Genomic DNA, 13,125 nt, shown 5'->3' with positions numbered 1-13,125 from the left:
CGGTGAGAACCGTCGCCTTTTTTGTTTGTGCCTCATACCGGGCAAATTACCTAGGGCCTGCCAGCACTCGCGACGTGATGCGGCCGCGTACCAACCCATTGGCTGAATTGCGGGTATAGGGTATCGAGTAGTTGTCCAGTCTCTTCTTCCTGCTCCTGCTTGCGCCGTTCGTAGTCTTCAAGCAGTGCGACGTAGGTGCGGAAGCGCGATTGAATCTTGCGCACATAGTCAAAGGGCTCCTGCCCTCGCGCATAGCCATAGCGCGCCTTTTCATAGTATTTCTTTTCCGACAGCAACAGCATGGCGTTTTCCACGTTGTCGAACCAGACGTTGCGGTCCCAGCCTTTTTCTTCCGCAAGGTCCTGTGCGTCATACACATGGCCGAGGCCGGCGTTGTAGGAGGCCAGGGTGAACCACATCATATTCTCGGGACTGATGCCCTTGTCCTCGAACTTGCGGTGCAGCCATTCCAGGTACTTCAGGCCAGCGCGCACACTGGTTTCCGGGTCAAACAGGTTTTTTTCGCCCACCTGTTTGCCCGTATCGGGCATTACCTGCATCAGGCCACGTGCGCCCACCCAGGATTTGGCTTTGGGGTTAAAGGTGCTCTCCTGGAACATCTGCGCGACGATCAGGCGCCAGTCAAAATCGTATTCGTCTGAATATTTCTTCACGTACTCGTCGAAGGGCGAAATGTTGCCCTCAGCGTTCAATTCATTAATTTCGGAGCGGGTTCGTTTCGGTGAGTCAAAGTATTTGTTGTAGAGTATGGCGATTTTCTTTTGTGTGCCCTTGCTGTCAAAGAATTTCTCAACGGCCTTGAGCAGCTCAGGATTGTTTTCCCTAACCATCCACGCATATACGTTGTCATCGATATGCAGGTCGATCAGGGCGTCGATATTTTTTCGCCAACTGTGTTCCAGTTTGACCGACACGTCGTCGGCAATGGCAAGGTCATAGTCGCCATCGGCGACCTTATCGATAACTTGCTGGATATTGAGTTCTTCAGGTGCGAGCTCAATCTTGACCCCGGGCACTTTTTTCTGGAGCTCGAGGGCAATGTCATAATGGTTCGCTGACTTGCGCACGTGGATGGTTCTGCCATCGAGCTCTTCGATACTGTCGATTTGGTCGTCGTCTGTCCCTACGACAACAACTCTTTCCTTCATGTAGGGGCGGCCGAAGTCCATACCGCTGTTGTCGCGGCGCTCGGTGACGGACAACAGGCTCGCGGCAATATCAGCCTTACCATCTTTCAGCATGGTAAGAAGCCCTTTGTGCGTGGGGGCGACGACGATCTCGAGTCGCAGGTTTTCTTTCTTGGCAAAGTCTTGCGCCAGCTCATATTCGAAGCCAAGAATGCGACCTTTCCACATGTAGTAGGTGCCGGGGTGGTTGCGGGTTACCACGCGTATATAACCGCGCTTCCGGATTTCATCGAGGTCGCCAACCGAGCGCTTGACCACCCGGGTGAGCATGCTGTCGCGCACGAACTTATTGATGGCTTCCAGTAGCTTGGGCGAGTCCTTGCGTACGGCCCACGCCAACTGGAATTCTGTCGGCAATACATAATTGGCCTTAACGTTGTCCTTGAATTGCGTAACCAGATCGAAGGTCTGCTGCTCGACGATGGTGAAGTCGAGGTTTTCTTCGGCAACATCGACCATCAACTCGACATAGTTTTTTTCAACCACCTCGAGTTTTAGCTCAGGATTGTTTTCGATAAGTTTTTGGGCGGCAACCTCAAATACCGTACCTTTCGTTACTTTCATTGTCTTGCCAGAAAACAGCTTGCTGTTGTCTCCGCCTTTCTTGAATTCCGGGGCATCGGTGCGAGACACCAAGATGAGTTGGGTATCTGCGGTAGGCGTGGAAAAGTTGACGAGAGCTTCACGTTTATCGGTGATCACCATGTTATTGGCGATGATGTCACCTTTGCCGCTATTCAGTAATGGAATCAACTGGTCAAAGTTTTCCGCATAGAGCACGACAGGTTCCAGACCCAGCATCCTGGCAAAGCGTTTCGCTTCTTCCATTTCGATATCTTGCTGGGTGGCCTCGCGGTGGAGGGAATCCACATTGGAAATATCGACGAGGATGCGCAGCGTACCGCGCTCCTCAATCGCTGGCAGGTCTCCTGTTTCTTCGTAATTTTTGTAGGCGTTAATTGGAAATTCGCCGGATGTCTCTGGTGGCCAGGGTGCCTCCGGGCGTAGGTCTCCCTTTGCCGCCGGCATGAGAGGTTCTTCCTCTGTGTCTGCTTCATCCGATGTGGCGGAGGCCTCATCTGTTGTGTCGTCTCCGGTCGAGCCGTCGGTGCTTTCGGCTTGCTCCGACGGCGGAGAGCTCTGGTCTGTTTGCTTGCCTTCTGGTGCGTCCTGGCGATTGCAGCCCAGGGTCAGCAATGTGAAAAAGGCGACAAGACAGAAAGTCACCGCAAGACGCGGGAAACACTTGCTCGGGGGGCGGGCAGACAGCAGTTCCATGACCATGCTTCTAACACTTCCAATGACGTCTTTATCAGTCTAGCTCGTCACTCGGAGTGCGGTTTGGATGCGGTGAAATTGGCGCAGGAGGATGTTTGGAGAGGGTAGGGGGTGGATAAGAAGAGAGGAGGAGCAGGTGACCCGGGATCACCTGCCCACTACCAGAAAGGGGCTTCTATGCGAATTGTGGGCGAGCAGTCTGAACGACTGGTGCTACCGTCTGAGCCGGGATCAGTCGCTTCACCATCAAAGAGACTGTCCGTTCGAGCAGCGGCGAGTCTATCGCAATGGCACCGTTCAAAATCTGGAACTCGAGGTTCAGAATAGTGCCGTAAACAATTTGCGCGGTGGCCAATGGGTCGGTGAGCTGCAGCAGTTCAAAGAACTCCACGATCAGGTTTTCAATCGACTGACTGGCCATTCGCACCGCACGAGTCAGCTGCGGATTGCGCAGTGCTTCATTTTTAAAGGCCAATTCAATGATACGGTTGTCGCGACTGGTTACCTGCGTACGTATGTGGGCCAACACGAAGCGGGTCAACTGCTGTGTTAGTTGTCGGCGACCTTCCGGAGAATGGAGTTGTTCTTTGGGAAGCTGGCGCACCGCCGTGAAACTCTCCTCTTGGAGAGCGCGCGTCTCGTCGACATTTTTCTCGACAAAATAGGTAAACGCGTCGCTGATTAGGTCGTTCAGGTCTTTGAAGTAATAGGTGGTTGCGGCGAGAGGAACTTCCGCTTCTTTGGCAACGGCGCGGTGGCGAATACCGCGAATGCCTTCTTTCACGATAAGGCGAAGGGTGCCTTCCAAAATAGCTTTACGGCGTTGACGACTATCGGCGCGCTGCGCGCGACGACCTTGGTAAACCAGTTCAGACTTTCCGTTGTCTAAAGTCATGGTTGCGAGACTTCCTTTGCAATGGAGGGCAAAAAGCTATTGGAAATCAGGTAATGCTTAATCCAGATGAAAATAGCGTGAGTGATTGAAAGTGGGCTGCGTTGCCTATTCACTGTCATTGGTCCCGGTCTGACTCGGTCTTATTGTGTTTATGTTGAGAGTCTAACGAAAATTACTTCGTTGAATCTACGAGTAGGTTTGACTGGTCAGACGCATCTTGGACGTGCGCGCTATTTTATCTATGTATCCCCGCTTGGCCAGCCGGGAATTGCGGTTTGTGAGAAAAATCCCATTACGGGTACTTACAAAGGGTGGTTGTTGAATAATACTTCGGATTGTATTGAATGATGCTTCGGATACTAGAGCAAAATTACACTGAGTGGTTTATTCGTGTGACTGAATTGGTCAGGGCTGTTTGGCGTGATTGGTCAATGCGGTAGCAGGATATCGCTTGGGAAAGCGAAAATATAAAAGCCGGCAGTGTGCCGGCTTTTATATTTGTGCTTCCAAAGTGGGATTTTTTGGTTGCCTAAAGTTACCTTTCACTTCATAAAGTATTTTTCTTGAGGTTTCTTAGGAAATCTTTCCGGTGGTGCGCACCCGCTTGCTGCCGGTGACAATACTGGTATTTGCCTTTTGGCGGCGCTCAATGTTCGCGTCGATCGCATTTTTGGCTGCGATTAAAAGGCCGGTAACCAGGAAGGCACCGGGAGGGAGTACGGCAACCAGGAAGCCGGAGTAGTCCTGACCCAGTACCGGCAGCGTCCAGTTGGCGGCCATGGGGCCGAGCAGTAAGTCCATATCGCTAAACAGGGTGCCCTGGCCGATGACTTCCCGCACCGCACCAATGACAATCAGTACCGCGCTGAATCCGATTCCCATCATCAGGCCATCCACCAGAGACGGTAGCACCGGATTTTTACTGGCGAAGGCATCGGCGCGGCCGAGGATCGCACAGTTGGTCACGATCAGCGGAATAAAAATACCGAGAACCAGATACAGTTCGTAGGTGAAGGCCTTCATCAACAATTCGGCACAGGTTACAAAGGTGGCGATGATCATGACCGACGCGGGCAGGCGCACCGTCTCCGGCATTTGATGGCGCACCAGCGATACCGCGAGGTTGGAGCAGGCCAGTACTGCGGTAGTGGCGAGTCCGAGGCCGATGGCGTTAACCACGGATCCGGTCACGGCCAGTAGCGGACACAGGCCCAGCAGTTGGACTAGCGCGGGATTATTTTTCCACAAACCGTTGTGGGAGATTTCCGAATAATCTGGGGTGGCCATTAGTTTTGTTCCCCCTTGGGTGTCTCATTCGAATTCTCGGGCTGTTTGACCTCAACCGCACGCTTGGAGACCGGAGCACTGAATATTGCCTGTTGATGCTCGGCGACGAAGTCCAGAACCGTGCGCACCTGATTCACCACCGCCCGCGGTGTGATGGTGGCACCGGTAAACTGGTCAAAGGCGCCGCCGTCTTTCTCGACCTTCCACATATCGCGGCCCGGGTCGTCCAGGGACTGGCCGCTGAACGCCAGGATCCAATCGCTCTTTTTCACTTCCACCTTATCGCCGAGGCCCGGTGTTTCCGCATGGTTGGTGACACGTACGCCGGCAATGGTGCCATCGCGGTTTACCCCAACCAGCATTTGGATCGGACCGGAATAACCGTCCGGGGCGACGGTGGGGATAATGACCGCATCGATGGTGCCGTCGGTTTCCCGTGCGAGGTTAATGTCACCGCCCTCTTTCAGTCCCAGCATTGCCCAGTACTGCTTGGGGATGGGGTAGGTATCCACCAGCATATCGTTGCTGTGGCGCTCGATGGGGATGATCTCGAGCAGGGCTTTGGCGGATGCCTCGCGTATGGCGCGCTCAATAGGCTCTTTGGTGGTGATCTGGGTGATCGCCAGGGTGCCGGCGGTAGCCAGTGCGAACAGCGCCAGGATGGCCGCATTTTTACCGATGGAGCGTTTCAGCATTACTGTTCCTCCAGGTCGGTGGCTTTGCGTGCTGCCTTGTGGCCATAGGTGCGGGGCAGGGTGTAGTTGTCGATAAACGGAGCGGCGAAGTTCATCAGCAGCACCGCAAACGCGATCGCGTCCGGATAGGCGCCCCAGGCGCGGATCACAAACACCAGGATGCCGACGCCGGCACCAAAGATCAGGCGGCCCTTGTTACTGGTACAGCCGCTCACTGGGTCGGTGATGATAAAGAAAGCGCCGAGCATGGTGGCACCGGAGAACAGGTGCAGCATGGGGGAGCCCTCGCTCAGAGAGCTGCCGCCGTCGTAGAAGACAATAGAGAGTGCGGTCAAGGTCACCAGCATGGCCACCGGCGCATGCCAGGTGATCAGACGGCGGAACAGCAGGAACAGTCCGCCCAGCAGAAAGCCGAAATTCGCCATTTCCCAGCCGAGTCCCGCCACGCTGCCTTTGCTGAAGGCCGGTTCCATCTCGTACAGCTGCGCGAGGATGGTGGACTCGTTGTGGCGCACGATCTCCAGCGGCGTGGCGCGGGTGAAGCCATCCACGTTCATGTTGCCGAAAATCAGTGCAAAGGTTTCGCTTAGGTCCGGTGCGCCCTGGATCAGATCGGAAGCGCCGACCCAGCGGGTCATTTCCACCGGGAAGCTGATCAGCAGCACCACGTAGCCGACCATCGCCGGGTTGAATGGGTTGTAGCCCATGCCGCCGTAGAGTTGTTTGGCCAGTAGGATGGCGCTCACGCTGCCGATAACCGGCACCCACCAGGGGCAGTAGGGCGGCAGGGCGATACCCAGCAGCAGCGCGGTAACCAGTGCACTGTTGTCCTTCAAGTAAAAACCCACCGGGCGGTTGCGCAGCCGCATCACGGCAGCCTCAGTCAGCCAGGCGGCGGCGACACACAGGGCGATATTGAACAGTACGCCGGGGCCGAAATAGACCACCAGAGCCAGCACGCCGGGAATGGTCGCCGCGGCCACCTGGGCCATCACCTTCGAGGTGCTTTGGCCGGAGTGGGCGTGGGGAGATGTGATTCGCATCAGGGACATGGGAATTCTCGTATTGCGCCCGGCGTTACTCGCCGGAACCCTGCTGGGCCAGTTTTTCCTGCAGCTTGGCCTGCATTTTTTCCAGTGCGGTTTCAAAGGCGCCGGTGTTCGGATCGTCTTCGCTGCGGGCCTTTGCCAGGCGCGCCTCCGCTTTTTCTACGCGCTTCTTCAGCGCCTCGATCTCCGACGCGAGCTTTTCTTCGGGGCTCATACTGGCGCGGGCAGCGGCTGCCGCCTTGGCCCGCTCGATGGCGGCGCCCGCGGCGGAGGATGACGCGCTGGCCACCGTCAGCTTGTCTTCGGTGATCGATGGCTCGGCCTTTCCACCTTTACCTTCTGCTGGGGGCTGCTCCTGCGCCGGCGCAGCTGCCTGCAGCTTTTCCGCCTCCGCCAGCTTGTCGCGGGCTTCCTGCAGTTTCAGTTCGGCGGTTTTTAGTTGCGCTTCCAGTTGTGCCTTCTGTGCTTCTTCCGCGTCGGCGAGTTTCTGCTGCATGCGCTCTACCCGGTGCTCGGCACTGGTAAGGGTGCGTTGGGCGCGGGCCAGCTGTTGTTCCGGGGTGGCCTGTTTGGCCTTCACCCGAGCCAGCGCGGCGGCGACAACGTCGGACTCCTGTTTGGCAGCCTGGGCTTCCGGGCTGCTGGCGTCCTGCTCGCGCTTTTTGCGCGCTTCTTCGGCGGCTTTCTTGCGTGCCAGACGCTTGGCTTCTTTTTCCTGTTCGGCCTTTTCCAGGCGCAGCTTGCGGTACTCGAAGCGCTCGCGGGCGCGGTCTGCCTTTTCCTTTTCCTGTCGCGCCGCACGGATATCGCCCTTGGCGGCGCGGTAGTACTGCACCAGTGGGATACTGGATGGGCACACGTAGGAACAGGCGCCGCACTCGATACAGTCAAACAGGTTGTAGGCCTGCAGCTTTTCCCGGTCCTCGGCGCGGGCATACCAGTAAAGCTGTTGTGGCAGCAGGCTGGCCGGGCAGGCTTCGGCGCACAGTCCGCAGCGAATACAGGCCTGGGCCGGCGGCGGTGGCGGTAACTCTTTGTCCGTGGGCGCGAGGATACAGTTGGTGGTTTTTACCACCGGCGACGCCTCATCCTCGACGGTGTAGCCCATCATCGGGCCGCCAATCACAATGCGCTGCAGTACACCGCGATCGATACTGTGGCACTCCAGAATGTGTTGGATCGGTGTGCCGAGGGGAACCTCGATATTGCGCTGGCGGCTGAGGGATTCACCCACCACGGTGGTTACGCGGCTGATCAGCGGTTCACCCAGGGTAATGGCGCGGTACACCGCACGCGCGGTGCCCACGTTCTGACACACGATGCCGACATTGGCCGGCAGGCCTTCGTTGGGTACTTCGCGTCCGGTCAGGATTTCGATCAGCTGCTTTTCACCACCTGAAGGGTACTTGGTGGGGAAGGTCACCACATGGAAGCGGGTGCCTTCCGCAGCCTGTCTCATGGCCTGGATGGCTTCGGGCTTGTTGTCCTCGATACCGATCAGCACTCGCTCTGGCTGTTCCAGCAGGTGAGCGAGTATTTCCACACCCCCGATAATCTCGTCGGCGCGTTCGCGCATCAGCATGTCGTCGGCGGTGATATAGGGTTCGCACTCGGTGCCGTTGATGATCAGGGTGTCTATCTCGGCGCCGCCGCGGGGGTTTAGTTTTACCGCAGTGGGGAAGCCGGCGCCGCCCATACCGGCAATGCCGCACTCGCGAATCTGCTCGAGCAGGTCGTTGATATCGCGGTTCTGGTAGTCCGCCACCGGAGCCAGCGCACACCACTCGTCGCGACCATCGGTGCGAATCTGGATACAGTCCGCCACCATGCCGGAGGCGTGGGGCACCGCCATCGGCTCGATGGCAACGACTTTGCCGGAGGTCGGCGCGTGTACCGGGCAGCTGACCGGGCCGTCTGCCTCGGCAATTTTCTGCCCTTTCAATACCTCATCACCCAGTTTCACCAGCGAAATGGCGGTGCCGCCAATATGCTGGTTGAGCGGCACTATAAGGTCTTCCGCCAGGGGGATGCTGCCAATAGGCTCGCCGGTGGACTGGTGTTTGTTTTCCGGCGGATGCACGCCGCCGTGGAAATCGTTGATCTTCAGTTCGCGGGACAGATCCCGGGCCTTGGAGCTGGCAATCAGGTGTGCTTCACGCGCGGCGCGGCGCTCGCCGGCGCTTTGTCTTTCATCAGTGTGGCTCATGCTGCACTCCGGTCATCTCTGTGCAGGTCGGGTCTGTCGCTGGCGATCAGAAGCACTCCGTCTGTGGGTTTGTTCGGGTGCCACTGCTGCAGGCTGGCTTCCAGCGGTACCATATCGATACAGTCCACCGGGCAGGGCTCCACACACAGGTCGCAGCCGGTGCATTCGTCCACGATCACCGTGTGCATCTGTTTGGCGGCGCCAACAATGGCGTCGACCGGGCAGGCCTGGATGCACTTGGTGCAACCGATGCACTCGGCCTCGCGGATAAACGCCACTTTCTTAACGTCTTCAGTGCCGTGCTCGGCATCCAGCGGGGTGGCTTCCACATCCAGCAGGTTGGCCAGCTCGTTGATGGTGGCCTGGCCGCCGGGTGGGCACTTGTTGATAGCCTCGCCATTGGCGATGGCTTCGGCGTAGGGGCGGCAGCCCGGGTGGCCGCACTGGCCGCATTGGGTTTGCGGCAACAGGGAGTCGATCTGGTCGACGATGGGGTCGCCCTCTACCTTGAAGCGCACCGCGGCGAAGCCGAGCAGGGCGCCGAATACCAAGGCCATACCGCCGAGGATCAGCAGGGGCGTGGATACTTCAGATAACCATTCCATAGTCGCCTCCTTATACCAGCCCGCTAAAGCCCATAAAGGCCAGGGACATCAGTCCGGCCGTCATCATGCCGATAGCGGCACCCTTGAAAGGTTTGGGCACGTCTGCCACCGCGAGACGCTCGCGCATCGCGGAAAACAGAATCAGCACCAGGGAGAAGCCCACAGCGGCGCCGAAGCCATACAGGGTGGACTGCACAAAGTTATTGGCCTTGAGGGTGTTTTGCAGGGCAACACCGAGTACCGCACAGTTGGTGGTGATCAGTGGCAGGAAGACACCGAGTACCCGGTGCAGCAGCGGGCTGGTCTTTTCGATAAACATGCGCGCAAACTGCACCACCACCGCAATCACCAGAATGAAGGATATGGTGCGCAGGTACTCCATCCCGAAGGGTTCGAGTAAGTAGGTGTTCACCAGATAGGAGCAGATGGCGGCCAGGGTGAGGACAAAAGTGGTGGCACCGGCCATGCCGATGGCGGTTTCCAGCTTGTTGGAAACTCCCATAAATGGGCACAATCCCAGGAACTGCACCAGCACGTAGTTATTCACCAGGATGGTGGAGAGCAGGATGACGGTAAATTCGGTCATAGAGATTCCATTCTGCCCACTGCGCCGGGCCGCGGCGTGCACAACGAGGAAGAAGCGGGGTTGGCTAAACACACACTAGATAGAAGGCTCTTTTGTGTGCGCTCTTTCAAGGCAAGGCCCTAACAAGCAGCTGGCGCCGTCCTCATTGTATTGGCGCGAAGATTGCAGACCTCTCGATGGGTTCCTTCGAGCGGCGCCACGGGCCAGTGTTGCAGGTCATTTTTGCCTGATCAGAGGCGGTATTATGGGGGAGAGGCTATAGGCGTTCAACTTGCCATATATGCTGCAGTGCCCGGGAATAGCGGAATTTGAGGTTGAGGATGCACGATGAACATCATTCTGGATGATCTTTCGGGGGAGCGCATTGCAGCGTTTCTGGCAGAGCATATCGAGGATATGCGCGCCACTTCACCACCGGAGAGCAAGCACGCGCTCGATCTGGATGGGTTGCGGAAGCCGGAGATCTCCTTCTGGTCGGTATATGACGGCGATACGCTAGTGGGCTGTGGCGCGCTCAAGGAGTTGGCGCCAGACCACGGTGAAATCAAGTCCATGCGTACCGGAGCGGCGGCACGGGGCAAAGGGGTAGGTGGAGCTATGTTGCGATTTATCATTCAAACCTCCCGCGCCAGAGGGTATAAGCACCTGAGTCTGGAAACCGGCTCCATGGACTTCTTTGCACCAGCGCGCCGACTTTATTCGCGCCATGGATTCACTGAATGTCCGCCCTTCGCAGCATATACAGACGACCCCAACAGCGTGTATATGAGGTTGATTCTCTAAGTTGACCCTCTGAAAGAGCATTGCAAACGAACAACACGATCATGCAGCCGTATCTACAGCAAACTCCGATTATCGACTGGCAGCACCCGGAAATTCTGGCCCTCGCTGCCGACCTGAAGTGTCCCTCGGGCGCCAAATTCGGCACCACGCGCAACAGCTTTGAGTTTGTGCGCGACGAAATTCGCCACAGTGGCGACTTTGCGCTGAACCCGGTTACCTGCCGGGCCTCGGATGTGTTGCGCGAGGGCACTGGGTTCTGTTTTGCCAAAAGCCACCTGCTGGCGGCGTTACTGCGGGCCAATGATATCCCCGCCGGTTTCAGCTACCAGCGCCTGCTGCTGGATAAAGCTTCCGCGCATTTTTGCCTGCATGGCCTGAACAGTGTGTATCTGGAGCGCTACGGCTGGTTTCGGGTGGATGCCCGCGGCAACAAGCCCGGTATCACCGCGGAGTTTATTCCCCCGGAAGAGCGACTTGCCTATGTCCCCTCTGCCGATGGCGAGCGCGACCTGCCGGAAGTTTATGCAGACCCCCTGCCACAAGTGATTGAGTTGCTGCAAAGCCAGTGCAGTTACGAGGGCGTGACCGAAAACCTGCCGGACGTTTAAAAAAAACGGCCACCGGATTACTCTTAGGCAACCAAACGGAATGCTAACGAGGAGTGATCATGTCGGATGCGAGCTATACCCCACCCGCGGTCTGGAAGTGGGATTCGGAAAGTGGCGGTCAATTTGCCAACATCAACCGCCCTACAGCCGGCGCGACCCATGACAAGGAGCTGCCCAAGGGGAAACACCCCATGCAGCTCTACTCCCTGGGTACCCCCAATGGGGTGAAAGTCACCATTATGTTGGAAGAGCTGCTGGCGCTCGGGCACGAGGGGGCGGAGTACGACGCGCATCTGGTCCGCATCACCAAGGGCGAACAGTTCAGCAGTGGCTTCGTCGACATCAACCCGAATTCCAAGATTCCCGCGCTGGTGGATCACAGCACCAACCCGCCGATCCGTGTGTTCGAATCCGGCTCCATCCTGTTGTATCTGGCGGAAAAGTTCAGCGCCTTCCTGCCGCATACCCCAGAGCAGCGCACCGAAACCCTGAACTGGCTGTTCTGGCAAATGGGTGCGGCACCTTTCCTTGGGGGTGGCTTTGGCCACTTCTATGCTTACGCGCCGGAAAAATACGAGTACCCGATCAATCGCTACACCATGGAAGTAAAGCGTCAGCTGGATGTGCTCGATCGCCAGCTGGCGGAGCACCCGTTTATTGCGGGTCGTGAATACACCATTGCCGATATGGCTATCTGGCCCTGGTATGGCGCGGTGCTGAAAAACGAAGCCTATAACGCGGCCGAATTTATTGAGGCGCACACCTACAAGAACGTAAACCGCTGGGTGGACGAGATTGGTGAGCGTCCAGCGGTGCAACGTGGCGCTATGGTGAACCGCGCCTGGGGTGATCCGGCCAAGCAACTGCATGAACGGCACGACGCCACTGATTTTGAGTTGCGCACGCAGGATAAGATCGGCGAAAGCAGCGACGAATAACGACGATCCACAACCTGTTTGTTGTTAAATGAGCCGTGCGAGTCTTGGAGAAAATCAGGCAAGCCTGGTCAGCGTATGCTGCAAGGTTTCTCCAATGCCCGCATTCAGTTTTAAGTCCAGCAGATCGTCGGCGCGGGTGCGTCCCAGAGTGAGGGCGGCGACGGGTTTGCCCCATTCCTTTGCATAGCGGCAGAAGCGGAATCCCGAATACACCATCAACGAAGACCCCACCACCAGCAGTGCGTCGCTCGCGCGCAACGCATCCATTGCTGTTTCCACGCGTTCGCGCGGCACGTTGTCCCCGAAGAACACCACATCCGGCTTTAGGATTCCCGCACATTCCGGGCAGTCGGCCACGCGAAAATTACTGAAATCTACTTCCAAATCGGCGTCGCCATCCGGCGCGGCCTCCGCGGTGTAGTGACGAAACTCCGGATTCAGCGTGTAACTACGATCGTGTATCTCCTGACGCACCGCGCGGTAATCGCACTGCATGCAGCGAATTTCATCGGCGCGCCCGTGCAGGTCGATAACCTGCTGGCTGCCCGCGCGCTGATGCAGGCGGTCGACATTCTGCGTAATCATCAAGTGAACATGCCCGCGTCGCTCCAGCTCTGCCAGGTGATAGTGCGCACCGTTCGGCGCCGAGTTGCGGATGACCGGCCAGCCAATCAGTGCGCGGCCCCAATAGCGCTGCCGCGTGGCTGCGCTGGCCATGAAATCGCGATGGTCCACCGGCGGCTTGCGTTTCCATTGTCCGTGCTGGTCCCGGTAGTCGGGAATGCCGGAGTCGGTACTAACGCCCGCACCGGTCAACACCGTCAGGCGCGGGTGGCGCTGGATAAAGTCTGCCAACTGCGCTGCCGCTTCCGCACTGGGTAATACGGAATCCGCAACAAGGTTTTCGCCGGTGAGCGAAGAGGGGGATAGTGTGCTCAGACTCATGGTTCGCGGCGCCTCATGGGTGGCTGTGGAACCGCTATTGTA

General features: G+C 57.5%; 12 protein-coding genes. 3 read left to right on the top strand and 9 right to left on the bottom strand.

The genetic code is table 11. The annotated features are described in order from the left end of the window. Positions 1 to 50: 50 nt before the first annotated feature. From Mag101_RS14055 to rsxA, 8 genes are all read right to left on the bottom strand, one after another. Positions 51 to 2,486: a transporter substrate-binding domain-containing protein gene (locus Mag101_RS14055; protein WP_232325037.1), complete on the bottom strand. Its 2,436-nt coding sequence runs from the start codon at positions 2,484 to 2,486 to the stop codon at positions 51 to 53. 175 nt (positions 2,487 to 2,661) lie between these two features. Further along, entirely contained in the window at positions 2,662 to 3,381 is a 720-nt protein-coding gene (locus tag Mag101_RS14050) for a TetR/AcrR family transcriptional regulator (RefSeq protein ID WP_077406323.1), read from the bottom strand. 573 nt (positions 3,382 to 3,954) lie between these two features. Next, entirely contained in the window at positions 3,955 to 4,668 is a 714-nt protein-coding gene (locus Mag101_RS14045) for an electron transport complex subunit E (protein WP_077406320.1), read from the bottom strand. Beyond that, positions 4,668 to 5,363 carry an electron transport complex subunit RsxG gene (rsxG, locus tag Mag101_RS14040; RefSeq protein WP_077406317.1) on the bottom strand — a complete coding sequence of 232 codons (696 nt, stop codon included), beginning with the start codon at positions 5,361 to 5,363 and terminating at the stop codon, positions 4,668 to 4,670. Before rsxG ends, Mag101_RS14045 begins: the two co-directional genes overlap by 1 nt. Next, complete coding sequence (rsxD, locus tag Mag101_RS14035; RefSeq protein WP_077406314.1) at positions 5,363 to 6,415, bottom strand: electron transport complex subunit RsxD; 1,053 nt, start codon at positions 6,413 to 6,415, stop codon at positions 5,363 to 5,365. The genes rsxG and rsxD overlap by 1 nt, the downstream gene beginning before the upstream one ends. 25 nt (positions 6,416 to 6,440) lie before the next feature. Beyond that, positions 6,441 to 8,618, bottom strand: coding sequence for an electron transport complex subunit RsxC (gene rsxC, locus Mag101_RS14030; protein WP_232325036.1), 2,178 nt, complete (start codon positions 8,616 to 8,618; stop codon positions 6,441 to 6,443). Further along, a complete protein-coding gene (gene rsxB / locus Mag101_RS14025) occupies positions 8,615 to 9,223 on the bottom strand; it encodes an electron transport complex subunit RsxB (RefSeq protein WP_077406312.1) in 609 nt (202 codons plus the stop codon). The genes rsxC and rsxB overlap by 4 nt, the downstream gene beginning before the upstream one ends. Before the next feature lie 10 nt (positions 9,224 to 9,233). Beyond that, positions 9,234 to 9,809: an electron transport complex subunit RsxA gene (gene rsxA, locus Mag101_RS14020; protein WP_010132630.1), complete on the bottom strand. Its 576-nt coding sequence runs from the start codon at positions 9,807 to 9,809 to the stop codon at positions 9,234 to 9,236. 327 nt (positions 9,810 to 10,136) lie between these two features. Between rsxA and Mag101_RS14015 the strand changes: the two genes are divergently transcribed. The 3 genes from Mag101_RS14015 to yghU are packed head-to-tail and all read left to right on the top strand — an operon-like array spanning position 10,137 to position 12,138. Continuing rightward, a complete protein-coding gene (locus Mag101_RS14015) occupies positions 10,137 to 10,592 on the top strand; it encodes a GNAT family N-acetyltransferase (RefSeq protein ID WP_077406309.1) in 456 nt (151 codons plus the stop codon). A 20-nt stretch (positions 10,593 to 10,612) separates the two neighbouring features. Next, entirely contained in the window at positions 10,613 to 11,200 is a 588-nt protein-coding gene (locus Mag101_RS14010; protein WP_232325035.1) for a transglutaminase-like domain-containing protein, read from the top strand. Between the two features lie 59 nt (positions 11,201 to 11,259). Next, complete coding sequence (gene yghU, locus Mag101_RS14005) at positions 11,260 to 12,138, top strand: glutathione-dependent disulfide-bond oxidoreductase (RefSeq protein WP_077406303.1); 879 nt, start codon at positions 11,260 to 11,262, stop codon at positions 12,136 to 12,138. 54 nt (positions 12,139 to 12,192) lie between these two features. Here the strand turns inward: yghU and Mag101_RS14000 are convergent, their stop codons facing one another. Further along, positions 12,193 to 13,083 carry an NAD-dependent protein deacetylase gene (locus tag Mag101_RS14000; RefSeq protein ID WP_077406300.1) on the bottom strand — a complete coding sequence of 297 codons (891 nt, stop codon included), beginning with the start codon at positions 13,081 to 13,083 and terminating at the stop codon, positions 12,193 to 12,195. Positions 13,084 to 13,125 lie beyond the last annotated feature (42 nt).

It is taken from the genome of Microbulbifer agarilyticus (assembly GCF_001999945.1).
GTDB lineage: Bacteria > Pseudomonadota > Gammaproteobacteria > Pseudomonadales > Cellvibrionaceae > Microbulbifer > Microbulbifer agarilyticus_A.
This window is presented reverse-complemented; position numbering and strand designations above follow the sequence as displayed.